This window comes from Actomonas aquatica, assembly GCF_019679435.2.
GTDB lineage: Bacteria > Verrucomicrobiota > Verrucomicrobiia > Opitutales > Opitutaceae > Actomonas > Actomonas aquatica.
This window is the reverse complement of sequence record NZ_CP139781.1, coordinates 886,426-912,224: the sequence shown is the minus strand read 5'-3', so window position 1 is coordinate 912,224 and position 25,799 is coordinate 886,426. Positions and strand designations below refer to the sequence as shown.

Annotated in this window: 22 protein-coding genes, 1 tRNA gene and 1 other RNA gene; 13 read left to right on the top strand and 11 right to left on the bottom strand. The window is 61.9% G+C overall.

The annotated features are described in order from the left end of the window. Positions 1 to 14: 14 nt before the first annotated feature. From K1X11_RS03510 to K1X11_RS03490, 5 genes are all read right to left on the bottom strand, one after another. Positions 15 to 740: a hypothetical protein gene (locus tag K1X11_RS03510; protein WP_324726078.1), complete on the bottom strand. Its 726-nt coding sequence runs from the start codon at positions 738 to 740 to the stop codon at positions 15 to 17. A 252-nt stretch (positions 741 to 992) separates the two neighbouring features. After that, positions 993 to 2,249: an ABC transporter ATP-binding protein gene (locus K1X11_RS03505; RefSeq protein WP_221033330.1), complete on the bottom strand. Its 1,257-nt coding sequence runs from the start codon at positions 2,247 to 2,249 to the stop codon at positions 993 to 995. Continuing rightward, complete coding sequence (locus K1X11_RS03500; protein WP_324726077.1) at positions 2,246 to 3,079, bottom strand: ABC transporter permease; 834 nt, start codon at positions 3,077 to 3,079, stop codon at positions 2,246 to 2,248. Before K1X11_RS03500 ends, K1X11_RS03505 begins: the two co-directional genes overlap by 4 nt. After that, complete coding sequence (locus K1X11_RS03495) at positions 3,076 to 4,245, bottom strand: glycosyltransferase family 4 protein (RefSeq protein ID WP_221032563.1); 1,170 nt, start codon at positions 4,243 to 4,245, stop codon at positions 3,076 to 3,078. The genes K1X11_RS03500 and K1X11_RS03495 overlap by 4 nt, the downstream gene beginning before the upstream one ends. An 83-nt stretch (positions 4,246 to 4,328) precedes the next feature. Further along, a complete protein-coding gene (locus K1X11_RS03490) occupies positions 4,329 to 4,883 on the bottom strand; it encodes a DJ-1 family glyoxalase III (protein ID WP_221032562.1) in 555 nt (184 codons plus the stop codon). 19 nt (positions 4,884 to 4,902) lie between these two features. On the opposite strand from K1X11_RS03490, the gene K1X11_RS03485 reads away from it, so the two are divergent. The 6 genes from K1X11_RS03485 (at position 4,903) to K1X11_RS03460 (ending at position 12,029) form a co-directional block, all read left to right on the top strand. Then, entirely contained in the window at positions 4,903 to 5,802 is a 900-nt protein-coding gene (locus K1X11_RS03485) for an NAD-dependent epimerase/dehydratase family protein (protein ID WP_221032561.1), read from the top strand. A 75-nt stretch (positions 5,803 to 5,877) separates the two neighbouring features. After that, a complete protein-coding gene (locus tag K1X11_RS03480; protein WP_221032560.1) occupies positions 5,878 to 6,186 on the top strand; it encodes a YbaB/EbfC family nucleoid-associated protein in 309 nt (102 codons plus the stop codon). Positions 6,187 to 6,199: 13 nt separating this feature from the next. Then, positions 6,200 to 6,859, top strand: a complete 660-nt coding sequence (gene recR, locus K1X11_RS03475) for a recombination mediator RecR (RefSeq protein ID WP_225919641.1) — start codon at positions 6,200 to 6,202, stop codon at positions 6,857 to 6,859. A 57-nt stretch (positions 6,860 to 6,916) separates the two neighbouring features. Beyond that, positions 6,917 to 6,990: transfer RNA gene (locus K1X11_RS03470), tRNA-Gly, on the top strand. A gap of 119 nt (positions 6,991 to 7,109) precedes the next feature. Next, entirely contained in the window at positions 7,110 to 8,573 is a 1,464-nt protein-coding gene (locus K1X11_RS03465) for a Gfo/Idh/MocA family protein (RefSeq protein ID WP_221032559.1), read from the top strand. Between the two features lie 243 nt (positions 8,574 to 8,816). Continuing rightward, positions 8,817 to 12,029, top strand: a complete 3,213-nt coding sequence (locus tag K1X11_RS03460) for a CotH kinase family protein (protein ID WP_221032558.1) — start codon at positions 8,817 to 8,819, stop codon at positions 12,027 to 12,029. A gap of 28 nt (positions 12,030 to 12,057) precedes the next feature. Here the strand turns inward: K1X11_RS03460 and dxs are convergent, their stop codons facing one another. Continuing rightward, on the bottom strand, positions 12,058 to 14,007 hold the full coding sequence (gene dxs, locus K1X11_RS03455; protein ID WP_221032557.1) for a 1-deoxy-D-xylulose-5-phosphate synthase: 1,950 nt from the start codon (positions 14,005 to 14,007) through the stop codon (positions 12,058 to 12,060). A gap of 30 nt (positions 14,008 to 14,037) precedes the next feature. Further along, complete coding sequence (xseB, locus tag K1X11_RS03450) at positions 14,038 to 14,289, bottom strand: exodeoxyribonuclease VII small subunit (protein ID WP_221032556.1); 252 nt, start codon at positions 14,287 to 14,289, stop codon at positions 14,038 to 14,040. 139 nt (positions 14,290 to 14,428) lie between these two features. On the opposite strand from xseB, the gene K1X11_RS03445 reads away from it, so the two are divergent. The 7 genes from K1X11_RS03445 to K1X11_RS03415 all read left to right on the top strand — a co-directional run bounded on the left by K1X11_RS03445 (position 14,429) and on the right by K1X11_RS03415 (position 20,498). Continuing rightward, positions 14,429 to 16,192 carry a proline--tRNA ligase gene (locus tag K1X11_RS03445; RefSeq protein WP_221032555.1) on the top strand — a complete coding sequence of 588 codons (1,764 nt, stop codon included), beginning with the start codon at positions 14,429 to 14,431 and terminating at the stop codon, positions 16,190 to 16,192. A gap of 110 nt (positions 16,193 to 16,302) precedes the next feature. Then, a complete protein-coding gene (locus K1X11_RS03440) occupies positions 16,303 to 16,608 on the top strand; it encodes an ATP-dependent Clp protease adaptor ClpS (protein WP_221032554.1) in 306 nt (101 codons plus the stop codon). Beyond that, positions 16,595 to 17,158, top strand: coding sequence for a DUF2017 family protein (locus K1X11_RS03435; protein WP_221032553.1), 564 nt, complete (start codon positions 16,595 to 16,597; stop codon positions 17,156 to 17,158). The genes K1X11_RS03440 and K1X11_RS03435 overlap by 14 nt, the downstream gene beginning before the upstream one ends. 30 nt (positions 17,159 to 17,188) lie before the next feature. Next, positions 17,189 to 17,689 carry a hypothetical protein gene (locus K1X11_RS03430; RefSeq protein ID WP_221032552.1) on the top strand — a complete coding sequence of 167 codons (501 nt, stop codon included), beginning with the start codon at positions 17,189 to 17,191 and terminating at the stop codon, positions 17,687 to 17,689. A 47-nt stretch (positions 17,690 to 17,736) separates the two neighbouring features. Further along, positions 17,737 to 17,917, top strand: a non-coding RNA gene (gene ssrS / locus K1X11_RS03425) — 6S RNA. Positions 17,918 to 17,938: 21 nt separating this feature from the next. Next, positions 17,939 to 18,277: a DUF1516 family protein gene (locus K1X11_RS03420; RefSeq protein ID WP_221032551.1), complete on the top strand. Its 339-nt coding sequence runs from the start codon at positions 17,939 to 17,941 to the stop codon at positions 18,275 to 18,277. 25 nt (positions 18,278 to 18,302) lie between these two features. Further along, a complete protein-coding gene (locus K1X11_RS03415) occupies positions 18,303 to 20,498 on the top strand; it encodes a DNA polymerase domain-containing protein (RefSeq protein ID WP_221032550.1) in 2,196 nt (731 codons plus the stop codon). On the opposite strand, the gene K1X11_RS03410 is transcribed toward K1X11_RS03415, so the two are convergent. From K1X11_RS03410 to K1X11_RS03395, 4 genes are all read right to left on the bottom strand, one after another. Next, positions 20,495 to 22,165, bottom strand: coding sequence for an FAD:protein FMN transferase (locus tag K1X11_RS03410; protein ID WP_221032549.1), 1,671 nt, complete (start codon positions 22,163 to 22,165; stop codon positions 20,495 to 20,497). The two genes, K1X11_RS03415 and K1X11_RS03410, sit on opposite strands and share 4 nt — an antisense overlap. Beyond that, a complete protein-coding gene (locus K1X11_RS03405; protein WP_221032548.1) occupies positions 22,162 to 23,673 on the bottom strand; it encodes a hypothetical protein in 1,512 nt (503 codons plus the stop codon). The genes K1X11_RS03410 and K1X11_RS03405 overlap by 4 nt, the downstream gene beginning before the upstream one ends. A gap of 102 nt (positions 23,674 to 23,775) precedes the next feature. Continuing rightward, on the bottom strand, positions 23,776 to 24,423 hold the full coding sequence (locus K1X11_RS03400; protein WP_221032547.1) for a discoidin domain-containing protein: 648 nt from the start codon (positions 24,421 to 24,423) through the stop codon (positions 23,776 to 23,778). A gap of 17 nt (positions 24,424 to 24,440) precedes the next feature. After that, complete coding sequence (locus tag K1X11_RS03395; protein ID WP_221032546.1) at positions 24,441 to 25,784, bottom strand: Gfo/Idh/MocA family oxidoreductase; 1,344 nt, start codon at positions 25,782 to 25,784, stop codon at positions 24,441 to 24,443. Between the last annotated feature and the right edge of the window lie 15 nt (positions 25,785 to 25,799).

Genomic DNA, 25,799 nt, shown 5'->3' with positions numbered 1-25,799 from the left:
GCGGGTGAATGCGGTCATTTCAACGATCCCAGCGCGGGAAAGCGTTGAAGTAGGCGGGTCTTGAGCGATCGACGAGGAGCTTCGCCACTGGAGTTGATCAGGCAGAACTCGCGATCGTAAGTCAGGTTGGCGTGGAGGGTTTCCGGGTGTCGCAGCGGAAACGAGATCTCACCCACCTCATTGCGATGGCGAACCTGGTCTGTCGAGGTGCTGTGAGCTCCCTTGCCGAAACCGATGTTCTCGACCAGGTTGGTTTCGGGAACGACGGCGAGTCCATGTTCGAGAGCCCGGGTGAGCCACCACTGGATGTCCCAAGTGTCGATTTGCCCGGCTTGGGTTGATTTCCAAAGTTCGATGCGTTTACCCACGCCGAAGCCAGGTTCAGTGTATTCAGATATTGCCGACAATTCTTCGGACGTCAGTTCACGCCGCTTTACGTGACGCTGCCATCGGTCGGCCCAAGTTGCCCAGCCCCAGATTCCGCCGTATCGGGAAAAGAAATACGATGCGTTACCGCTCCAGCGTCGGTCCGGGGCTTCATTTCTGCCAGAGACCTGAAACACCCGCAGATCCGCGGCGTAGCGCTCCAGCATCTCTTCACAAAAACGGAAAAAGGAGATGTCGGGGAGGCAGTCGTCCTCCAGGATGATACCGCAAGGGACTTGTTCAAAGAACCAGTCAAGCGCCTCATTGATCGCCCTTTCGCAACCAAGGTTCTCCTCCCGGAAGAGGGTGTGCACGCGGCAGGGCCAATCAATCGATTGAGCGGCGCTGCGACACTCGGTACACGCTGCTTCATCTGCCGCTCCTCGGGGGCCGTCGATCGCCAGAAACAAGTGGCTCGGCTTCACGGAACGTAGACGGTCCATGCTCCGGCGAGTGCAGTCCGGGCGATTGAACGAAAGCAATAATACCGGAGTTGTCATGTTATGGCGTAAGTTCGCTCGAAATTGGCCTGATTCAGGCAATGGCGCCGCACCTCGCGACCTGGGTCAGGGGGTGAGTGTCCACTCCGACAAGGGAGCGAGCAATCCGGCCCGTCGACTGACCCAGCGGGTCGATTGACTCATCAACTCGGTGACCCGAAAGCTCACGATCGGTCCCGATCCCGGAGAAATGATCCAATCGCGATTATGAATGCTCGCGACGAACTCGAGGAAGTAAGTGCCGAGGTTGAGGCTCACTGCCGGGATCGAAACCTCCAGGCGGTTACGGCCGGGTTTTAGAATCGGCCATGAGTCGCGTTCGCCGTCGGAGGAAGCCACGACGGATAGTGTTTCCCACTCATTGTTGCGCAGGTAGAGGCCGAGGTTCAGGTTGGGAATCTCCTCCGACAGCTCCAACTCCATGGCGAGATGAACCGGTGATGCGGGAGACTGCTGCTGAGCCGGCCCCTGGTGCATAACCTCCATCCGACGAACGATCACAGGCTTTGAGCCGGGCGTGGTCTCGTCGTTCACATACAGATGCGCCGCGTCGGTTGACTGTCCCAATCCGGACTCGATGTAGCGATTCACCGCCTGCTCCACGCTATCGGTTCGAAGCGAGAGTTTTCCTTTCTCAAGCAGGATGGCCGAGGTGCAAAGGCGGTTCACCATTCCGATGTTGTGCGAAACGAAGAGAACCGTGCGGCCGTTGCTCGCCACCTGACCGATCTTGCCGAGGCACTTCTTTTGGAAATTGGCATCACCGACTGCGAGAACCTCATCAATGATGAGCGTCTCCGGCTCCAAATGTGCGGCGACGGCAAACGCGAGCCGCACATACATGCCGCTGCTGTAACGCTTCACCGGGGTGTCCAGAAAGCGTTCGATCTCCGCGAATGCGACAATCTCGTCGAACTTCAACGCGATTTCGGCTCGGGACATTCCTAGGATCGCGCCATTCAGATAGATGTTTTCCCGGCCACTCAGCTCGGGATGAAATCCGGTGCCCACTTCGAGCAACGAGGCAACGCGTCCATTGAGCGTGATCCGTCCAGTGGTCGGTTCTGTGATGCGGGAAAGCAGCTTCAGCAGCGTCGACTTTCCCGCGCCATTGCGGCCGATGATGCCGACGACCTCACCTGGCTTAATTCCAAAGCTCACGTCCTGGAGCGCCCAGAAGGCCTCGCGTTTCATCGCGCCTCGACGGAGCCGGCGCCACAGGCCGGTCACGCCGCCCGCAACGGCGTCACGCAAGGTGTCGGCCTGGGCTTGATGGCCGATGACGTAGCGTTTTCCCAACCCTTCAACTTGAACCGCGTTCATATGATGTCTGCGAAACCGCGCTCGGTGCGGCGAAAGTACCAAAGGCCCAAAACGTTGAGAAGGAGGATGACCAAGACCCCCTGGGTGAGCCCTGCGAAGTTGATAGATTGGTTGCCCTGCAACAGGCACCAACGGAACCCGTTGATGATTCCCGTCATGGGATTAAGGCTAAGGAGCGGCTGCCAAGAGGGATAAAAGTCAGTGCGAAAACCCACAGGCGAGACGAAGAGTCCGATTTGAATCAAGAACGGCGTGATGAAGCGAAAATCCCGGTACTTGACCGTGAGCGCCGTAAGCCACATGCCTGCTCCCAGCGCCGTCAAAAGGGCAAAAGCGATGAAGACCGGCAAGAGCAACCAATGCCATGTGGGGTAGTAGCCGAAGCTGATCGCCATCACCGTGAACAATCCCAGCACGATTGCAAAGTCGACGACCGCAACACCGATGGCAGACAGCGGAACGATCAGCCGCGGAAAGTAGATCTTGGAAACGAGGTTTGCGTTTGAAACGAGACTCCCGCTCGAACCGCTCAACGCCGTGGAAAATAGTTGCCAAGCGATTAGGCCAGAGAGCACCAGCAGGGGGTAGGGAATGCCGCCGTCCGGCATTCCGGCCAATCGACCGAACACGATGGTGAAGATTGCTGTGGTGATGACCGGTTGAATCAGCGCCCAGGCGGCGCCGAGCACGGCTTGTTTGTAGCGGACCTTGATGTCACGCCACGCCAAGAAGCCGAGCAGTTCGCGATAGCGCCACAGGTCTTTCCAGTAGTGGCGCTCGGATCGCCCGGCTTCTATGACAATCGATGCGGTTGGTTCGGGAGAGCTCACGCGGAATGCAAAACGAGTTGGCGCCAACGTTCGGCAAACGCGGCGTAGGAAAAGTGTTGGGCGCGAGCTTTGATGCGCTCCGGGTTCCAAATCTTGGTGAGTGCTTGGACCGTCGCATTTGCCAACGCAGTGACATCGCCGTAGGGCACCGGGATACCCGAGTGTTCGTCAATCACCTCCGGGGCGCCGCCGGCCTGCGCGACGATGCAGGGGCGACCCGCGGCCATGGCTTCGAGATAAACCAGACCGAATCCTTCCTTGGCGCTGGGCAACGCAAAGACCCGACATGCTTGGATTTCCTCTTGTAAGCATGCGTCGTCGACCGCGCCCAGAAACGAGATGCTGGCCGCGGCTTCGCTTCGCCGGGCGAGCTCCTCCAGCCGGGCTCGATCAGCACCGTCGCCGACGATTCGAAGGCACGCTGCGGGGATCGCGCGGCGGATGGCTGGCATCGCCTCGATGAGGTGATCGATGCCTTTTTTTTGGTCGTGGGCAGCCATGCGCGAAACCGCGAGTATTGTGGTCGATTCGTGGGGTTCGTCGCTTTTATGCAGCAATCGAGCCGCGAACTGCGGGTCCAAAGCATTCGGCAGCACGGTAATTTTGTCGCCGATCTTCGGATAACGTGCGCCGACGTAGTCTTTGGTATATCGGCTGACGCTGAAAACATTGCGCGCGCCGCCAAGCGCGAGACGCAGGGAACACGAAAGCGGCTTCCACACTTCAACGCCGTGCAACAGAATCTCGTAGCTCAACGACCGATCCAGCTTGCGGGCGATCCAGAGCAGGGGCGAGAGGTAGACTTGGGTGCAGACCACGTGCGCCCCCGGCTTTTGGGTGGCTCGCCAAACTGCTTTCCAGCACGCCCACTTGGAGCGATTGCACAGGTGGAGCCGGGCGTTGGTCGCACCATAGCGGGCAAGTTCCGTTTTCGGCGCGTCCGCGTCATTCAACACGATCAGGTCCAAGGGAACTGGATCGGAGAGTTCGCTGACGACCTGCAGGTAGTGTCTCGATACCCGGGATATTCCGCCTTGATGCTTAAAGATCTCCGGGGCCAGCAGGATCCAGCGATTAGGGTGGAAATTTCTAGCCTCCGGCGATGGCTTCGCCGCGTCACTTCCCGGGGATGTGACTGATTCGAGCGATGTGCCGGTGCGGACCATGGGGCGGACCCAAATCGCATAGGGGGGAATCCCCTAGACGTGAGGGCGGGATTGTTGAAACGTTCGGACGCGTGGCGCGAACCTTAAGAAAGACTTTTCGCACAAATACTTAGCCCGATTTCTTTTGCCTTCTCTTCACTGAGGAGTTGTTCGATCAGACTGAGGCCGAAAGGCAGCGCTGTGCCGGCGCCGCGGGAGGTGGTGAGGGGGCCGTCGGTGACGACGTATTCAGTGGCGATCACGGCCGAGAGTTCGGTTTCGGTGGTGGGGTGGGCAGTGTAGCGGCGACCACTGAGGAGTCCGGCGTCGTGCAGAACGAGCGGGGCGGCACAGATGGCTGCAATCCGGCGACCGGCGGCGAATTGACGACCGAGGAGTTCCCGCACTTCAGGCGAGGCGCGCAGGTGTTTTACTCCGGGCCCGCCCGGCAGGAAGAGCAGGTCAAAGGTCGCCTCCGGCGGCACGGCGCCCAAGAGCTGATCGGCGATCACGGTGATACCGTTCTTACCCGTGACCTTTTTGTTCGCTCCAAGCGCAGCCACCTTGACGGTCAGTCCGGCCCGCCGCCACAGGTCGATGGGCGTGATGGCTTCGATCTCTTCAAATCCCTCTGGCAAAATTGTCAGAACAGTGGCCATGGTGCGGGCAGATTACGCGATGCCTGCTTCACTTGCCGATGGTTTTTTCGACGGGAAACGTGCTTTGGTCTGCGGACCAGGTTACGTGGGTGGAGCGGTCGTCGAGGCGTTGCTCGGTCGCGGCGCTGAAGTCACTGTTTTGGCGCGGAGCGAGGCCACGGGATCGCGCTGGCAGTCGCGCGGTTGTGCCGCAGTCGTCGCGGACGTGGCGGCCGACGATTGGCATGACCGCCTGACCCCCGCGTTCGACCTGGTCCTGTTTTCGGTCAGTTCAGGGGGCGGCGGAGTGGCGGGCTATCGCCACAGCTACCTGGCCGGGATGCAGTCTCTGAGTCGTTGGGCGCAAGAGCACGATTCGTCCGCCCATTTGATCTATACGGGAAGCACGTCCGTGTATGCCGCCGATGGTGGTGTGCGGGTCGAGGAAGACGCGGCGCTGGAATTGTCCGAAGAGCGCGCCGTGGTGCTTTCCACGACCGAGGAAGCAGTCCGCGCGTGGCCTGGTCATTGGACGGTGATGCGGCTGGCCGGTATCTACGGGCCAAGCCGTCATTACCTGTTGGATGGTTTGCGTGCCGGTCATGCAACCGTGCCGGGCCGGAGCGATTATCACCTCAATCTGGCACATCGTGACGATATCGTGAGTGCGATCCTGGTCGCGTGGTCTCAGCCGTCGTATTCAGCCGGCGAGACCTTCAATGTGGCCGATGATGGTGCGGCGACCAAGGGTGACGTGGTGGCCCATCTGGCCAGCACACTCGGGCGCCCCGTGCCCGATTTCACTGGAGTGAGCGCCCCGGGGCGGCGGGCCTACATGCCGGATCGGATCATTTCGAATGCCAAACTGAAGCGCGTGCTCGGCTGGCGACCACGCTATGCCTCCTTTCGCGAAGGTTACGCCGCGATACTTGAGGCTTGAAGATCGTCGCCTGATGACGAGGCATAGCGGCTTTCTTCACTCACACGCAGTCCTTTAACCCAATCCCTATCCATCATGGCCGGTGTCGGTAAACTTCTCAAACAAGCCCAGAAAATGCAGCGTCAGGTCGAGGCCACTCAGGCCGCGCTTGAAGCCAAGGAACTCGACATCACCAGCGGTGGTGGCGCGGTGAAGATTAAGATCAACGGCATGGGCAAATTCCTCGCGCTCGAAATCGATGCCGAGCTGCTCAAGGAAGAGCCATCCCTTGTCAACGAGACCGTGCTCGCTGCGGTGCAGGATGCCGCCGAACAAGCCAAGACTTACAACGACGAGCAGATGAAGGCCGTGACCTCCGGCTTCCAGATGCCGGGCTTCATGTAAGGATTTTTGGTTTTTGAATCTCGATTTTGGATTGGGAGCGGCGTGCCGCCTCATCCGAGAGATCGAAATTCCCATGACGCCATCGCTGGAACATCTGCAGCAATTGCTGAAGCGCCTCCCGGGACTCGGCTATCGTTCGGCCGAGCGCGTGGCGTTGCATCTCCTTCTGGAGAAGCCGGAGCGCCTGCCAGAACTGGTGGACGCGTTGCAGAACGCCGCGGCCACGGTGCGCCGCTGTGACCGTTGCGGTAATCTCGCCGAGGGCGCTCTGTGCGCCGTTTGTGAAGATGACGCGCGGGACCATGGTGTGGTTTGTATCGTCGAGCAGGTGCCCGATCTCGTCGCGCTCGAACGCAGCGGCGCCTATCGGGGCGGCTACCATGTGTTGCACGGTAAGTTGTCGCCGATTCACGGGGTGGGACCGGAGCAACTCAACCTGCAGAGTCTGCGTGAGCGCATGGAATCCGGGGAGGTGCGGGAACTCATCCTGGCGCTGTCGAACGACGTCGAGGGCGAGGCTACGTGCCACTACCTGACCGACGAACTGATGCCGGAGGGGCAGGAGATTGCGGTGAGCCGAATCGGCTTTGGACTGCCCAGTGGCGGCGGCGTGCTTTACGCGGATTCGGTGACCCTGAAGAGCGCGCTCGATGGCCGACGATCCTACACGTAGTTCGAGATTGCGCAGCGACGGTCAGCTGATTCATATCCGGTCTTACTCTTTGGAAACGCGCCGGTAGTTCATCGGTAGAATGTGAGCTTCCCAAGCTTGAGAGGAGGGTTCGATTCCCTCTCGGCGCACCAAAGTGAGCGAGAGGCAAGTGAGGGCGTTTTGTGAGGTGGACAGTCAATGCACCATCGCGAGGTATTCGACAACCGGGTCGCTGGTCGTTTTGATGGCGGGGTTTTCTTTCTCCCTCCCCATGACCAATACCCCCTCCTCTTCGTCCTCCGCGTCGACTCGGCGCGCTTTCGTTAAAACTGCTGCCCTCGCCGGCATGGGCATCGCCCTCGCGCCGCGATTGGCCGCGCAAGTTGGCGGTCGTCGTCGGCGGTATGCGATCGTCGGCACCGGCTCACGTTCCCGCTTCTACCAAGGTGCCATCGAAAAGAACTATGCCGACACCTGTGAGTTGGTTGGCCTGTGTGATCTTAACGCCGGCCGTCTCGAACTCGCCCGTCAGCGTTCGGTGACCAATGGCGCCAAGGCACCACCCGCCTACGCCCACACTGACTTCGAGAAGATGATCCGCGAGACGATGCCGGACATCGTGATCGTCACCACCATGGATGCGACGCACGACGACTACATCGTGCGTGCCTTGGAGGCTGGCTGCGACGTTGTAACCGAAAAGCCGATGACCACGACGGCCGCCAAGGTGCAGCGGGTGCAGGACGCGGTCGAACGCACCGGGCGAAACGTTCGCGTGGCCTTCAACTACCGCTACTCACCAGCCCGCACCCAAGTAAAACAACTCCTCATGGAGGGCGCGATCGGCGACCTGTTGTCGGTCGATTTCCATTGGCTGCTCAACACGCACCACGGCGCCGACTACTTCCGCCGCTGGCACGGGGAAAAGAAAAATTCCGGCGGCCTGATGGTCCACAAGGCCACTCACCATTTTGACCTCGTTAATTGGTGGCTCGGTTCGAATCCCGTCGAGGTCACAGCCATGGGTAAGCGCGAGTTTTACACGCCTGAGATGGCGCGCCGGCTCGGTCTCGAAAGCCATCATGAGCGCTGCCACACCTGTCCGGAAGGAGACAAGTGCACCTTCAAGATGGATCTCGCCGCCAACGCGGGCCTGAAGGCGCTCTATCTGGACCAGGAAAAATACGACGGCTACCACCGCGATCAATGCGTCTTTAACCCACGTATCGACATCGAGGATACGATGAACGTCATCGTGCGCTACGACAACAAGGTGACGCTGTCCTACTCGCTCAACGCCTTTAACTCATGGGAGGGCTACCAGATCGCCTTCAACGGCACGCAGGGACGCATCGAGCATCAGATCGTCGAGCAGATCTACGTGAATGGCACCGACGCCGTGCAGGGCGGTATCTCTCGTGGCGGAATCTCGACTCGGGTGATCCCGCTGCGAGGGCCGGCCACAGATCACGAGCCCTGGGTCAGCTCCGGCGGCCACGGCGGCGGCGACAAGGTTCTGCTCGACGACCTGTTCCTGGCAAACCCACCGCACGATCCCTACGGTCGGGCGTCGGATGAGCGGGGTGGGGCGGCCTCGGTGCTTGTCGGGGCGGCCGCTAACCGCTGTTTCGAAACCGGCGCGCCGGTCAAGCTGGACGAATTCGCGCCGGGCTGGCGGAAGCCGGAATACGTCGCCATGCCGGGACGCGACTTCCCGATCAAAATGCCCGGTTGAACCGGTTCCCTGCGCGGTCGATTCAGGGGGCTCCACCCGGCTTGCGGTGAAGCCCTTCTTTTTTGCGCCCCACGCGTTCGACGTATTGGCCGAAACTCTCTGAGTAGGGCGATTTTTCCCTCTTTTTGGGTATTTTTTTAAACCACGGGTGGTGGTCGCTGTCGCGATGATTGTCCCTTCTGCTTGTTGCAGCGTTCCAGACCCAGTGTCCGGGGTGCTTGTGCTGTCGCAATTGATTTACCTATGACTCTTCCTGCATTCGTTTCACAAAAGCAGTCGGCGCGTGTGCGTCGGTTTTGGATACACTGCATTTGCGTATTCGTCTTGGGCGCGGTGAGCGCTCACGCCCAGCCGGTGATTTCGGAGTTCATGGCCTCGAACGACGAGACCTATGCTGATGAAGATGGCGAGTTTGAGGATTGGGTGGAGATTCACAACCCGTCCGATCAGGCTCTGTCGCTGTCCGGTTGGTTCCTCACCGACCGCGCGGATAACCTGACCAAGTGGATGTTTCCGGCGGTCACGATTCCCGCCAATGGCTACTTGGTGGTGTTTACTTCGGGCAAAGACCGGACGGATCCGGCCGGCGTTTTGCATGCGAGTTTCAGTCTGAGCGCGGGGGGGGAGTATCTCGGTTTAGTGCAGCCCGATGGCACTACGATTGCCTACCAGTATGCCCCGGAGTTCCCGCCACAGATTACCGACATTTCCTACGGCATCACAACTGACGGCGAGACCAACGTAATTGGCTATCTGGCGGAAGCCACGCCGGGGGCTAGCAATGGCGGCACCCAAGATGTGGTGCTCGATGAGAGTGTGGTTTTCTCGACCGGATCCACTACGTTTTCCGATTCCATCACGGTGTCCCTAAGCGGTGCCACGGGCGACCAAGTGATCCGTTACGTGCTGTCTTCGCCGTCCGAGGATGGCGGTGACACGCCGGACCCGGACGAGGATTCCCTCGTTTACAATGCGCCGCTCACGCTCACCGAGTCCACGGTGCTCAGCGCCACGGTATTTTCGAGCAACGGGCAAAGCCATGGTGTGATCTCGACGATTCAATTGGTGGAGATCGATGGCGATGGAGGCACCGGTCTGAGCAGCTTTTCCACAAGCATGCCAGTGGTCGTGGTGGATAATCATGGGGCCGGTCCCATGATCCCGGTTTGGTTGGAGGGGGGGGCGGAGCGTCGCGGATGGCTTTATACCTTCGAACCATCGGCGGGTGGCCTGACCCGGATCTCCGACGGGCCCACCGCCAGCACCATGGTGGATTTTCGCGTGCGCGGCCAAACTTCGTCGATGTATCCAAAAAAGGGATTCAAATTCGAGATGCGCAATGACTGGGGCGAAAAGACCCCGTTTGATCTCTTGGGCATGGGGCCGTTCGACGAATGGAACATGGTATCACCCTACCTTTGGGACACGGCCTACATCCGGAACGCTTACTCCTACGAAGTGAGTAACGCGATCGGTCGCTGGGCCGCCAAGACGCGCTTGGCCGAGGTGTTTTTGAATACCGATGATGACGGTCTCAGTATGGCGGATTACCACGGCGTGGTCATCATGGTCGACAAGACCGACGTCGAGCCGGGTCGCATCGATCTGGAAAGGCTCGACGACGAGGACAACGAAGGTAATGCCGTCACGGGCGGCTACCTCTTGCTCGTGGACGAACCGGATCCCGAGAAGCTTCACTGGAGAACGGACCGCGGATTCCCGGATATTTTCAATTCCGAGCTCCACGTCGATACACCAAAGCTGGACGATATCACGCCCGAACAATCGGCCTACATCGTTGATTACGTGCAGCGCATGGAGGACGCACTCTACGCCGACGCCGCCGACAACTGGCGCCGACGCCACTACCTGGAGTATCTCGACCGCGGTTCGTGGATCGATCACCACATGTTGAATGTGTTTTTCAAGAACACCGACGCCTTTTGGCGCAGTTCCTACTACCACAAGGATCGCGGCCAGCGACTGGCCGCCGGTCCTATTTGGGACATGGAGCGCTCGATGGATTCATTCGATCCCCGTGACGGCGAGTGGAACACGTGGCGGCCCACGCCGTCGACTTCGCAAGGAGAGGCGGTGGATTATTGGGGGCTCGGTTGGTGGGGGATGCTGGCCCAGGATCCCGATTTCATGCAGGCGTGGGTGGACCGCTGGCAAAGCCTGCGCGTAGGGGTGTTGGGCGAAGGCTCAATCCGCCGCCGCTTTGACGCTTTTCGTGGTCTCGTTTCGACCGATGCCGCCGCTCGCGATGCGGCCAAATGGCCAGAGAATGCCTCCCGATTTGGGGACTGGGCGAGTGAGATGGACTACATGGAAACGTGGTTGGTCTCCCGTGGTTATTGGATTGATCTGCAGTTCCCCTCCCGACCGCGCATCACCGATAACGGCGATGGCACCATTACGCTCACTCCGCCCGACAGCACGCGCACCATTTACACCCTCGATGGCGCAGATCCACGGTTGCGCGGAGGTGCGATCGCGCCGGATGCGATTGATGTCATCGGCTCCGTCACGCTGCCGGCCGACAGCAACTTCCGCGCGCGCACCTACGACGAGAGCCGGATCGGCGTGTTTCCCAGCAGCCCTTGGAGCGGCGCAGTGCCCGGCGAAGTGGGGGCGCCTTACATGTCGCATCCGCGTCTCACCAACGTATCCACGCGGGCAGCACTCGCTGCGGGCAACGATGCCGTGATCGCCGGTTTGGTCATCGAAGAAAGCGATGGGAAGCCGGTGCTCATTCGCGGTGTGGGCCCGGCTCTCAGGCGCTACAATATCAACGGGGTGATCGCTGCTCCGCGTTTGGAAATCTTCAATCAGGCCGGGCAGGTGATTGCGTCCAATCAAGGGTGGGGCAGTGACGCCGCCGCGGATCTCTTGCCTGGGCTCGCGGCCGAACTCGGCGCCTTCCCGTTCGACGAAGGCTCGGCTGACGCTGCGACCTTGGCGATGTTGCCGGCCGGCAACTACACAGTGCATCTTACCAGCGCGGACGGCGATGGCGGCACGGGGTTGCTCGAAGTCTACGAGCAGAACGATATCGGCTCGGTGTTGAACCTCTCGGTGCGTGGCTCCGTGCGGGGCGAAGATGATCCGCTAGTGGCGGGTTTTGTCGTGCAAGGCAACGAACGCAAACGCCTCCTCATCCGTGCCATCGGTCCCACGCTGGCAAGTTTTCAGGTCCCCGGCTCCATCGATAATCCGCGCCTGATTCTGCGCCGCGAGGGGGTCGAAGTCGCGGTGAATGACGACTGGTCCGACGCGCCCAACCGTGAGAATCTCATTGCCGCCTCCAGCTACGTGGGCGCGTTCAGCCTCGCGGACGGCACGGCCGATGCGGCAATGCTCATCACGGTCGATCCGGGGGTTTATACCGCTTCGGTCGAAGGCGTCGACGGCGCGACGGGGGCGACGCTGGTCGAGGTCTACGAGATCCGCTGACGTTTCGACGGCCGCTGGCCGACGCCGATCAGGCGTCGGCTTCGACCGGGATCGATGCGATGCGCCGCCAGCGGGACATGACCCGTTGGTGGATGGCATCAGGCGAGAGGCCGTGGGCAGCGCGCAGCGTCGCGACATCGCTGCCGTGCTCGACAAAGTTGTCGGGCCAACCGATGCGTTCGACCGAGGTGCGCAGGTCGGCATCCTGCAGCGTTTCCAACACCGCCGAGCCAAAGCCACCGGTCACCACGTGGTCCTCCATCGTCACGATGAGCGGCACCTTGCCAGCCTGTTCGAGCAACAGTTCGGCGTCGAGGGGTTTGGCGAAACGCGCGTTCACCACGCCGACGGAGAGGCCCTCTTCGGCTGCGATGCGATCGGCGAGTTTTTGAGCTTCCACCACCATCGGACCGAGTGCCCAGATGATGAGGTTAGTGCCATCGCGCAGGACTTCGGCTTTGCCGACTTGCAGGGCGACCGGCTCGTCTTTGATCGTCACGCCTTCACCGGCACCACGCGGGTAGCGGATGAAACCGGGGCCGTCGAGCTGCAGGGAGGTGTGCAACATGTCGACGAGTTCGTCTTCGTCCTTCGGTTGCATGACCGTCACGCCCGGCACGCAGCGCAGGTAAGAAATATCAAACAGGCCGTGGTGGGTGGGACCGTCATTGGCCGACAAACCGGCGCGGTCCATGCAGAAGGTCACCGGCAGGTTCTGCAGGGCGACGTCGTGAATGATCTGGTCGTAGCCGCGTTGCAGGAACGTGGAGTAGATCGCGCAGACCGGACGAATGCCCTTCGTGGCGAGACCGGCGGCAAACAACACGGCGTGTTCTTCGGCGATGCCGACGTCGAAAAATTGTCCCGGGCAGCCTTCAGCCAGATGGGTGAGGCCGGTGCCGGCCGGCATCGCGCCGGTGATGCCGACAATCTTCTTATCGGCCTTGGCGAAACGGGTGAGGGCTTGGCCAAACACGTCTTGGTAGTTAGGCGCGCCGCCTTTGCCGCCGCGACTTTCCCCGGTCTTGGGATCGTAGGGGCTCGCACCGTGGAACTTCTCGGGCGAGCGAATCGCCGCGGCGAGGCCCTTGCCCTTCTTGGTGACGACGTGAAGCAGGATCGGGGTGTCGCTGTCGCGGGCGAACTCGAGATTCTTCACGAGTTCGTCCATGTCGTGGCCATCGACGGGGCCGAGATAACGCAGGCCGAACTTCTCGAACAGCGAGGACTCCATGAAGAAGTCCTTCGTCTCCCGCTTCCACTTCATGTAAACCCGGTGCATGTCGTTGCCGCCGGGCAGGCTGGTGAAGAAGCGTTCGAGATCGTGGTGGATCTTGTTGTAAGTCGGGTTGGTGGAGAGCCGGTTCAGGTAGTGGGAAATGGCACCCACATTCTTGGCGATCGACCACTCGTTGTCGTTGAGGATGACCACGAGGCGTTTGGTCGACTCCACGACGTTGTTGAGCGCCTCCAGCGTCACGCCGCAGGTGAAGGCCGCGTCACCGCAGACGGCGACCACATGCTCATCGGTGCCGCGCAAATCGCGGGCGGTGGCCATGCCGAGGGCGGCGCTCAGGGCGGTGCCGGCGTGACCTGCGCCGAACGAGTCATGTTCGCTCTCCTCGCGATTCAGAAAGCCGCTCGCGCCGCCGGTCTTGCGCAGCCCGCGGAAGAACTCTCCGGTGCGGCCGGTGAGCAGCTTGTGCACGTAACCTTGGTGGGCGACGTCGAAGACAAACTGGTCGGTCGGGGTCGAGAACACCCGGTGCAAACCGAGGCAGAGCTCCACCACGCCGAGGTTGGGGCCCACGTGACCGCCGTTGACCGAAGTGACTTCGATGATCTCGTCGCGGATCTCCTGGGCGAGCAAGGGCAGGGCGGCAGCCGGCAGGGCCTTGACGTCGTCGGGGCCCTTGATGGTGGGCAAAATGGGCGAGGAAGGGAGGGAGGATGCCGCTTCTGGTGCGGGGGTGCTCATCTAGTATGAAGTGACGCAGGAAGCGGAGGATCAGTCCTCGGATTCCGGCAGATCAAAAGCGGCGAACTCAGTCTCGCCGTCCTTGGATTGTTTAAGTTGTTCGATTTTGAGCTCAGCCTGTTGGAGGCGGCTTTCGCACTGCTTGAGCAGCTTGGTGCCTTCCTCAAATTTGGCCAGGAGTTCAGCCAGCGGCACATCGCCATCCTCCATCGCCTCGACGATGGTTTCGAGTTTCGCCAGAGCGTCCTCGAAGGAAAGTGCGGCGGCCTTGGTTTTGGTCATAGGGCGCCAACATGCTCCGGGTAGAGGTGTTTTCAATGCAATCTTTGCGAAGTTCTCCCTATGGCACGCGAGGCCGGTCCTGGGCGCGGAATTACGATTGCCCGAGGGCGGGCGCAGTGCTCTGGTGGCGCTTTTCCCCATGAAATATTGGTCTCAGTTCTTTGTTCCGACGCTCAAAGAGAGCCCGGCCGATGCAGAAATCGCTTCCCACAAGCTGCTGGTGCGTGCCGGTTTGGTGCGCAAGTTGAGCGGTGGCCTCTACACCTACATGCCGTTGGGACTGCGCACTTTGCAGAAGATCACCCAGATCTGCCGCGAGGAACTCGACGAGTCCGGCGCCATCGAGCTGTGGATGCCCCACGTGCATCCGGCGGAAAACTGGCAAAAGGGTCCGCGCTGGAACGCCGCCCGCGAGATCATGTTCCGCGCTGATCACGCCGGTGACGGCAAGAAGAGTTCCCCCGACCCTGAGTTTGTGCTGGGGCCGACTCACGAGGAAGTGATCACGCCGCTCATCAAGGCGGAGATCAGCAGCTACCGCGACCTGCCGAAGAATTTTTACCAGATCGCCACTAAGTTCCGTAACGAGATCCGTCCGCGCTACGGTCTCATGCGTGCGCGTGAGTTCGTGATGATGGACGCCTATTCCTTCGACGCCAACGAAGCCGGCGCCGAGGTTGCTTACGGCAAGATGAAGGCCGCCTACGAAGCCTTCTTCAAGCGGGTCGGCGTGCTCGCGATCGCCGTCGAAGCCGACACCGGCGTGATGGGCGGCAGCTTTTCGCACGAATTTATGGTCCCGGCCGAAGTGGGTGACGACGACGTCATCTACTGCGAAACCAGTGGCTACGCGGCGAACCGCGAAAAAGCCACCAGCGGCCTCGTCCCGGCCGACTTCGTGGTCGCAGCGCCGACCGCCGAAACCGAAAAGTTCGCCACCCCCGGCGTGGTCACCATCGCGGCGCTGGCCAAGGAGCCCTACAGCGTCGCGCCTGACGCGCAGTTTAAGACCCTCGTTTACGTGGGCGACGACAAACCCTTCCTCGTGATCCTGCGCGGCAGCGACGACCTCGAGGAGGCCAAGCTCGGCGCCCTCGGTTACACGCTCGTGCGTCCGGCCACCCCGGAAGAGATCGCGCCCATCATGGGGGCGAAGCCGGGTAGCCTCGGCGCCGTGAAGGGCACCATCGCCCAGCCCGACAAGCTCGACGGCATCTACGCCGACAACGCCATCAAACTCATCGGCAACGGCACCACCGGCGCCAATGAAGACGGCTTCCACTTGCGCAACGTGAATGTGGAGCGCGACCTCGCCATCACCGGCTGGGGAGACTTCCGCACCGTCAAGGCCGGTGAACCGTGCCCGCTCTGCGGCGAGCCGCTCAAGAGCCGCCGTGGCATCGAGGTCGGTCACATCTTCATTCTCGGCACCAAATACTCCGACTGCTTCGAGGCGACCTACATGGACGACCAGAAGCAGACGCACCCGATGGTCATGGGCTGCTACGGCATCGGCATCAGCCGCACGCTCCAGGCCGTGATCGAGCAAGGTCACGACCAGGACGGCATCGTCTGGCCGTGGGCCGTGGCGCCGTTCCAGGTGCTCATTTGCAACCTCGATCCGCAGCTCGCAGAGGCCGCCGACCTCGCCAAGGCGATCGGTGTCGCCGCTGAGTTGGCTGGCGCCGATGTGCTCATCGACGACCGCGCGGAACGCCCGGGCGTGAAGTTTAAGGACGCGGACCTCATCGGTATTCCGCTGCGTGTCACCATCGGTGGTCGCGGCCTCAAGAACGGCATCGTCGAGGTCAAGTGGCGTCACGAAAAGGACGTCGCCTCGATCCCGGTGGCCGAAGCCGCGAGTCACATTGCTGGTCTTGTGGAGCAACAAGCCGCCCGCTGAGAACGTCTTCCGCCGGTCTGCGCGCGGGTGGTTGACCCACCCGTGCCACTGCGTAGCTTGCCGCTGCGATTTCCTGCGGCGCCGCGACCCGCAGCCTGCCACTCTCTTAAATGACGATCGACCAAGCCCAAACCGCCCCCACGCCGACCATCGAAGCCGAGGAAGCCACGGCTCTGGCCGGCCCTTGGAAGGTGATTGTGCTGAACGATCCGGTGAACCTGATGAGCTATGTCGTGCTGGTGTTTCGCCGGGTCTTCGGCTTCAGCAAAAGCGTGGCGCGCAAACACATGTTGGAGGTGCACGAACAAGGCCGCTCCATCGTGTGGTGCGGCCTGCGCGAACAGGCCGAACACTATGCCTTCGTGCTCCAGCAATGGCACCTGACCGCCATCCTCGAACGCAATGAAACGGATTGAGGTAAAGCTGAGTCTGGGCGTCGTGGCCCCGCTGCTCGACGTGATCAAATCTGTCGCCGATTCTCTCGACGACAGCCTCGCCGCGCCGCAGGCGCTCGAGCGCGTTGATGCGGAGTTGCGGGACACCTGGCGCAGCGAATTGGTGGCGGGGCAAAATGGCGACGTCGCGACGCTGCTCGCGTTGTTTGACTCCGACTTTTTTGCCAACGGCATCGTCAACTTCGACGAAGACAACGGCGATGCGATCCTGCGCGCCTGCTCGGCGGTTCGCCTGCGTCTGCGCGAGCGGTATCTGCAGCATCTGCCTGACGAAGAGCTCGAGAGCGGCGATATCGATCTCGAGGAACTGCAGGACGACACGCAGCGCGCCTTCATGTGCTACCTTTTCCTAGCCACCGTGCAGGAGTTGATCATCGAACATCTCAGCGGCAACGCATCGCGATCGACTCAGGCTGCTCAGGCGCCGGAGGAGTTCGACGACGAGGACGACGAGGACGATCGCGATGACGACGAGGAGGACAACGATTTCCCCTTCGGTAAGGAGGACTGAGCCATCGTCGCTCGGTCTCCAATTCCAGTCATGAAAGCGGTCGAGTGCGACTACTGCGGATTGCCGTTTAAGGTCCGGCGCGTGGCGCCCGGCGAGAAGCTGTATTGCTGCGCCGGATGCGCCGTGGCCGACCGGGTGCGCACCGGCGATGGCGAGTTTCCGGTCACCCCGGAGTTGGTCCTGGCGCTACTGGCGGGGTTCACGGCTTTTAACCAAATTCTGCTGCTGTTGCTGAGCGGCATCGTGGCCAGCGACGGGCGAGGGGAGCTGGGCGACCGGCTGTGGTGGGGCGCGCTGGCGGTTGGCGTGCTGTCGTGGGCCCTGACGACTTATGCCCAACAACGTTCCGGCGCGCGCCGTGGGGTCGACGTGGCGATCGCGTTGGTGGGTGCGGTGTTATTGCTCATCGGAGGGACGATGGGATCGGGTTTCTGCGCGGTCGCTGGAACCTTGGCGGTATTGGTTTGGAGTGCCCGCGGTTGGTTGCGCCCGCGGCGGGGACGCACTGGTGCCAGCGGCTTGCAGAATTGAAATGCCTTTGGCGTTTGACGGGGCGTTATCCCGCTCTACCGTCGTCCTTCACCCTGCCGTGTTCGAGGTGCTTCTATACAGCTCTTCGCCTTTGATATACTTCGGGAACCGTGACGTGGTGGTCGATGCCGGGCCGTAAATCGGAAGGCTGAAACTGCTGCGGAAGGTGCCCACCTTAACCTAAAAAGGTCTCGAGCCTTTTGGCATACGGCACAGTGCGGGGTGACCAATTTCCTTACCCAAGTTCTTATGTCGCCCGCGTTCTACCACGTCCTCCACCTCCTTTCGCTCATCGTCCTCACGGGAGGCACGTTCTACGGGTTCGCCGGTCCGGCGGAATCGCGTAAGAAGGTGATGATCTTCACCGGTATCGCGAGTTTGCTGATGCTCATCAGCGGCGTCGGTTTGCTGCACAAGTTGAGCTATGGTTTTCCCGGCTGGGCGATCGTGAAGATCGTGTGCTGGCTCGGTCTCGCCGGTCTCGCGGGCATCGGCTACCGCAAACGCGACAAAGCCGGTCTCTTCATGACCATCATCCTGGCCCTCGTGTTTGTGGCGTTGGTGATGGTTTACCAACGTCCGTTCTAAGGACCGTCTAGCACAACTCCGCGCCATGACTGCGCCGGCCGCTGGTTCTCTCTGCGGGATCTGGGTCGATCGCGACGGCACGGTTCATCTATCCCATCGCACCGCCGACGGCGGTCGTCTGGCGTCATCGGTGCCGCTGCGGCCGTTTGCGTGGTTGGCCGAGGCTCCGGATGACGGTGCTTTCGCTGGTGTGGAAGTGCGGCCCTTGGAAGGCGAGGGCGCGTTCACCTGGATAGCCGAAGCTGAGTCGCTTTCGACCTACGACGCCTTGGTCAAGTCGACACGCGGTGGGTGGGCTTGCGATGCAGTGAAGCCGCTGGAGAGCCAGCATCTGCTGCGCGAACGCCAGCGGTTGTTTGCAGACGTTAGTTTCGGGCAGCTCCGTCGTTGCCAGCTCGATATCGAAACGGATTCGCCGGATGGCTCGTTCAGCGATGCGGACAAACCGGAGGACCGCGTGCTGGCGATCGGGCTGCGTTTTGGCGATCGCGATCGCACGCTCGTCCTGGCCGAAAAAACCGACGCCGCCGAAAAGGCCTTGCTCGAACAGCTCAACGCCGTGCTGGCAGAGGAAGACCCCGACACCCTCGAAGGGCACAACATCTTCAAGTTCGACCTCGATTACCTGCGCCGTCGGGCCAAGCGCCTCAAGGTGCCGTGTGCGTGGGGCCGTTTTGGGCAGCGCGCCAAGTTTCGCAGCAGTCGCCTAAAGGTGGCGGAGCGCTGGATTGATTTTCCGCGCTGCGACCTGCCAGGCCGCACGGTCGTCGACACGTTCCTGCTCGTGCAGCTTTACGACATTTCGACGCGCGAGCTCACCGCGTTCGGCCTGAAGGATGTGGCCATCCACTTCGGCATCACGCCGGCCGATGGCGGTGATCGCACTTACCTTGCCGGCAACCTAATCCACCAGGCTTACACCGATGATCGGCCGACATTTTTGGCTTACCTGGCCGATGACTTGCGCGAGACCAAGGGCATCGCCGATCGCCTGCTCCCGACCTATTTCGAGCAGGTCAAAACGTTCCCGATCACGTTGCAGGAAGCCACGCTGCGCGGCACGACAGGCAAGATCGATCTGCTCTTTCTCGAGCACTATTTTCATGCCGGTCGGGCGACGCCGGTGCCGCCCGAAGTGCGTCCTTTTGAAGGCGGTTTCACCCGTAGCTTTGAGACCGGCGTATTCAAACACGTCCTACACTTCGACGTCGCGTCGCTCTATCCGAGCCTGCTGCTGAACATCGGCCGCAACCCGGTGAATGATCCGCTGGGTGTTTTTATTCCACTTCTCAAGCAGCTCCGCGAATACCGCCTGCGCTACAAGCGGCTCGCGCGGGAGAGCGACGATGTCGAGGAACGAGCCGAAGCCGCCGCGCGCCAGGCCAGTTTTAAGATCTTGATCAATTCGTTCTACGGCTACCTCGGCTTTTCCGGCGCCCGGTTTGGCGACGGCGAATTGGCTGCGGAGGTGACGCGTCGTGGCCGCGAGCTCTTGCAGGGTTTGATTGATGAACTGCAGCGGCAGGGCGCCACGATCCTAGAAGCGGATACCGACGGCATCTACCTGTCCGCGCCGGATTACTTCGAGCAACCCGAACAGCTCTTGGCCAAAGCGTCCGCGATTCTGCCGGAGGGCATCGAGTTGGAGTATGACGGTCGTTACGACGCGATGTTCTGCTACAAAGCCAAGAACTACGCGATCTACGATGGTGAACGCATCACGCTTAAAGGCAGCGCCCTGCGTTCGCGTGGCATGGAGCCCTTTCTCAAGCGCCTCAGCGACAGCCTCATTTCGCATTTGCTGGGCGCAGGCGGCGAATCTCCGGCCGATCTGGTGGTGCAGTATCGCGACACGATCCCGGCGGGCAAGGTGGCGATCGCCGACTTGGCCAAGACGGAGGTGCTCAGTCAGAATCCCGACGCCTACGAACGGTTCATCGCCGGCGGGGGCAAACCGCGCCGAGCCTCGGCCGAGGTGTCGCTGCGCATGCAACCACCGCCGCGCATGGGCGATCGGGTGAGTTATTACATTCTGCCGCGACAGAAAGGTCAGACCAGTGACTGGCAGCGCGCGAATCCAGTCGGTGAATACGACCCGCTGCAGGCCCCCTACGATCCCAAGTATTATCTCAAAAAGCTCGAAGACTGGGTGACGCGCTACGAACCGTTTCTGGACGCAGCCAAACTCGGTCCGACCGAGCAGCAGGGCGAGTTGCTTTAGCCCCTTGGCGGCCGTTCGCGGCGGAGGCGTTTGACGACTTTGACCAGGTTCAGACCGTCGCCGACGCCGACGTGGGATCCCGGGATTTCGCGCCACGTGATCGGAAGGTTTCTCACGGTGAGTTGGTCGTCACGTGCGGCCAGCAAGAGCTCGAGGTCGAAGTCATAACCGTCGACCTGCCATGGCTCGCGATCACGCCACCACGCCGCGGGAACCACCTTAAAACCACATTGGCTGTCGGCGGCGCCGAGTTGCAACTGAGTGCGGGCCCAGTTGGCGAACCAGCCGCCGGTGCGTTGTCGCCAGAATCCACGCTGAACGCGTCGCGTCGAATCGCGGTGGTAGCGTGTCGCGGCGATGAGGCGCGGTGACGCGTCGTCGGGTTGAGCTAGCGTCTGCTGGATGCCGCGCACGACTTCTTCGGGCGGAATCGCGCCGTCGGCATCGACAAAACCCAGCCACTGCACGGAGGGGGCGGCGTGGCGCCAACCCCAATACACCGCCCCGCCTTTGCCGCGGTGGCGATCGATGTCGATCATCGGCTGGATTTGCGGGAAACGTTCGCTGATACGTCGCACCGCCTCGCGGGTGGCGGCAGCATCGTCGGCGGGTGAACCATCGTCGACGACGAGCACTTCCACCGGCAGCGCAGCGGTGTCGATGGCTGCTGCGAGGGCTTCAAGAAACGGCGGCAGGCGTTCCTGTTCACGCCAACAGGGAATGACCAGCGAGAGTTGCGGAGCCGCTCGTCTCCACGTGGCGAATACACCCGTGCGCAGCGGCGCCGCTCTCTCGCGCGTCGCCAAGACCGCGCAATCTTCGGCTTCGGCAAACAGACGTTGCAGGGCGTCGTCGGATAGCAGGTAAGCAGCCGTTGAAAGTGCATCGGCGAGGGCGGCGTCCGGCGCCAGCACCAGCGATTGCGTGCGAGAAGTGAAACCGCTTGGTGCGATGATGTGGCCGGCTTGGAACCCGCCGCCGGAGGCGCCGAGGGCGAAGGGGGCGGGGAGTTCAACTTCCGGTTGGCCGGGGAGCGCGGCGAGACGCAGCGTCCAAGTGGTTTGGTCGCTTTGCGGCGGTGGGCCGAACACCTTGATGCTGGAGCCGCCGGCCACGAGCACGGCGGTGGGAATATCCCAGTCCTGCAGCAGCGCAGCCATCGCGTTGAGGGCGGCGCCTTTGCCGACGGCGCCGAGGTCTAGCCAGCGGCTGCCCTCGAGTTTGGTGATCAGCGGCTGCGCGGGATCCAGCGCCAGTGCCGGACGTTGATCGTCGGGCTCGGGCGAAGGAACGTCGCGCAAGTGCGGCGGTAGCGGCTGACCCTTGGCGATCAGGGCTGCACCACCGGCAAAGGGGTCGAAGGCGCCTGCACTGGCGGCCGACACTTCCAGCGCGGTGAGCAGGCAATGGTGGGTGATTTCGTTGATGCGCACGACCTCGCCCGGCGACGCGCGGTTGATCCGCGTGACGTCGCTGCCTTCGCGGTAAAAGCTGAGCTGGTCCTCCAGGCGGTCGAGTAAGGCAAACGCTTCGGCGGCCACCTGCCGGACCGAGCCGCCAGGCGGCGGAGCCAAATGCAGCACAAACTGAGTCGCCATGGCCTCGTGTTCGAAGCGCTGCAGGCCTTCGAGTTCGAGCAATTGAACAAGCGGGGGCGGGTTACTCATGGCGTGGCGTAGGTGCGGTCAAACAACCCGCGTTGCACCGAGATTTCGAGCAGCACATTCGGACGCAACCCGACGTAATCGACCATGAGCGCGCCGTCGGGTTGGCCCTCGGCGAACGAGCCGAGCTGGCTGTCCCAGATCACGACATCCCACGTATTGAGGTTGGAGGGAGGCTTCTGATCAAAGAAGCCTGCTTGTTCGCGGTTCCGCAGATACCACGGCAGCGGCCAGGCATGGTCGGGGCTCACGACTGCGATACGTAGAGGACGGTCGAGCACACGCTCCAGATCTTGGATACGATCCAGCACCCGCAAGAACGGGCGCGGCGTTTGTTGGTAGAAGTAGGGGTTGCGTGCGTCGCCCGGATAGCGGTCGAGGGCGAGACGCCCGACATGGGCGGATTGGGCCATCGTGCCGACCAGCAGCACCGCTGCGATCGCGGCGAACCAGCGGCCGCGCCGGCCGAGCTCAAGCAAGGTGTAGGCCGCGAGCAGGCACAGGCCCAGCATGGGAGTCAGCATGAGCCACGGCGTTTTGTAGGGGATGGCGCTATGGATCACCAACAGGCCGACGGTCAGCACGGTGGCGGCGCGGTGCAGTGGGGCCGCTGAGCGGCGCAGCGCCAATCCTGCTCCGACCAAGGCCAGCAATAGTAACGGGTATTGGCCCCACGCGGGTCCGCCGGTTGGGAGCACACCGAAGGTGCGCAGGTAGTGCCACCACGGGTAATGATGGGCGTCGCCGCCGATGCGTTGAGCCTGCAGCGCGTAGGTGCGGAAGGCGTCCACCAAACCGCCCCAGTGACTGCCAAAGCTGGAGTAGAGCGCGACGAAGGGGATGAGGAATCCCACGACGGTCCAAACGCGATCAGGCCACGTCAGCGTGGTCGATGGCTCGCGAAACCGGCGCACCCCCAGCCACGCCAGCAGCAGGTAGAGCGGCGCGACCTCCTTGGTCGCTTGGGCGAGTCCAGCCACCAAGCCGAGCGCGAAAAGATTACTGTGCGACCGCGGTGCAAGGAGCAGGAACACGAAGCTCCAAACGAACAGCGCGAGCCATGCCTCCTGCACGAAGTAGGTTTGGTAGAGCGAGCTGAGGGTTTCAAACGCCAGCAGTCCGGCGACCAGCACGCCGAGGGCCGGTGCGTAGCCGCGCCGAAGCGGAGCTAAAGCAAACAACGCGAGGGTGAGCGCGCCGGCGAGTAGGACAAAACGACGGGCCGCCACGTCGTCAAAAGTGGCCGCATCGCCGCCCAACAGCCGATGATACATCGCTGCGCCGTAGTAGAGCGAGGGACCGTGGCGATCGAGTGGATCGTAGCGATAACCTTCCCCGCGGAGGAGGTTCCAAGTCTGCCAGGCCTGCACGGCTTCGTCGGCGTGCAGCGGTCGGTTGTCGAGGTGCTGACCGCGCCAGAAAAGCCCGAGAAACACCGCCGCCAACGCGAGCAGCAGCCAGACCGTCTGGCGGCGGCTGGAGGAGTCGGGGGTAGGGCGAGGGCGCGCCATCGGCGTTACGGTTTCAGGTGGGCTGGGAGGCGACAAGGCCGGAAGCAAAACGGCCTCACGCAAAGGTGAGGCCGTTGGGAGAAGGGGGAGGGATCGAAACGTTTATTCGACCGGACGACCGAAGACTTCGACCTCGATGTAGTGGTTCAGGCCGTCGCTGGTATTGCCATTGGAATAGAGGCGCACGTAGCGGGCTTTGGCCTGTTTGCCGGGGATGAGGCGGCCGTAGTTCTTTTCCAGATACGCCGGGTCCTCACCGCGACCCATGTCGGAGGAGTTGTCGTTGTCGTTGTTAAAGAGGGTGGTCACGCCGGAGGCGAATTCCGGGTCGTTGGATACCTGCACAATCACATCGAGGTAGGCGCGCGGCTGGGCGTGGTAGTGCCACAGGCCGATGCCGAAGATCTCGGTTTCGGACTCGAGGTCGATCTGCACCCATTGCTGCATCTCGCCGAGTTCGACGTAGTAACCGTCCTCGGACTCCTTGTCGCCGTCGGTGACCATATCGAGTTCGCCGATGATGGGCCACGGGTCGGAGGAGGTGACGGTCTTGCCGGCGGCGACGTTGGTGACGTCGTTGGGGACCATGATGTCGGGAGCCGGAGTGTTGGGGGCTTCGAGGTTGGACAGCTTGATCGGCGCCGGGGTGGAGGTGACCTTCGGCGGCGGAAACTCAAGCTCAAGCTTCGACTCGGCGAGGGCGACAGTCGCGCAGGTGGCGAGGGCGGTGAAAATCAGGGGACGAATCATAATAGGGGAAGGGACGTTCAGGCTTTGAAGTCTTCGGGGGTGAAGTCGAGGGCCTTGCGGGCGGCGACGGCCGGGTTGACCTTGAAGATGGCGGCTTCGCTTTCGAAGGCGTGAGCGGCGTCGCAGTTGAGTTTGGCCTGACCTCGCACGGCAGCGAAGAAGTTTTCGAGGTGGGGTTGGTGCAGCGGTTTGTCGAGCACGACGGGGAGATCATACGCGACGAGGGGCGCGGTTTCGCGCACGTCGACGGTGGCGGCTTCCTTGGGGGCGGGGGCTCCGGCGGAGCGACGCAGGTAGTTTAGCTCGATCCATTTTTCCCAATCGGGGGCGCGGTCTTCGCGGTAAACTTTGGTGAGATTCGGGTTCTCGGAGATCTTCACCGAACCCTCGTCGCCCATAAACTGCTCGAAGTATCCGCCGCCGGCGCTGGTGGTGGTGAGCACCTGGTAGAAGGCGCGCACCGGGCCCTGGGCGGTGTCGTATTCGAAGATGGCCATGACGTTGTCATACCATTCGTGGGTGTCGTAGTAGTCGGCGCCGCCGGAGGCCATGACGCTCTTCGGGCCGGTGCCGAGGAACCAGTTGAAGATGTCGATCTGGTGGGCGCCGAGGTCGGAGATGGGGCCGCCGGAGAGGTCTTTGAACCAGCGCCAATTGCGGAACTGGTGCATGTCCTTGAAGCCGTAGCGCTGCAAGGTGTCGGCCGGGATCTCGTAGCGTTTGGGCCAGCCGAGATCTTCGGAGACGGCGCGGTTCCACTGGCCGTTGATGTTGGTGATACGGCCGGGGATCTTGGCCTTCTCGATGATGTTGTGCAGCGCGTGCAGGTAGCGCGGGTTGCTGCGGCGTTGGTGGCCGATCTGCAGCAGCTTGCCGGTTTCGCGCATGGTCTGGACCATCGAGCGGGCCGACTCGACGGTGTGGGCCATCATCTTCTCGCAGTAGACGTGGAGGCCGGCCTTGAGGCACATGTTGGTGTGCGGGGCGTGCCAGAAGTCGGGGGTGGCGATGATGACGGCGTCGAGGTTCTGCTCCTTGGCGAGCATGTCCTCGATGTCGGTGTAGCCGTTGGGGTTGAAGCCAGCCTTCTTGAGGCGGTTCACGCCGTAGCGTTGGGAAAGTTCCCAGATGTCGCAGACGGCCACGAAGTTGAGCTCAGGGATGTTGAGCATCGAATCGAGCAACACGCGGCCCTGCGAGCCGACGCCGACGAGCGCGATGTTGATCGCGTTGGCGGACGGTTGGCCACGGAGCACGGCCGGGGCGGCGAGCACCATGCCGCCGGCAGCGAGGCCGGTTTTGAGGAAGCCGCGGCGGGACCAGGACGTGGGGTTTAACTGAGGGGAAGGGGAGTCGGTCATAAATTCTTAATATCC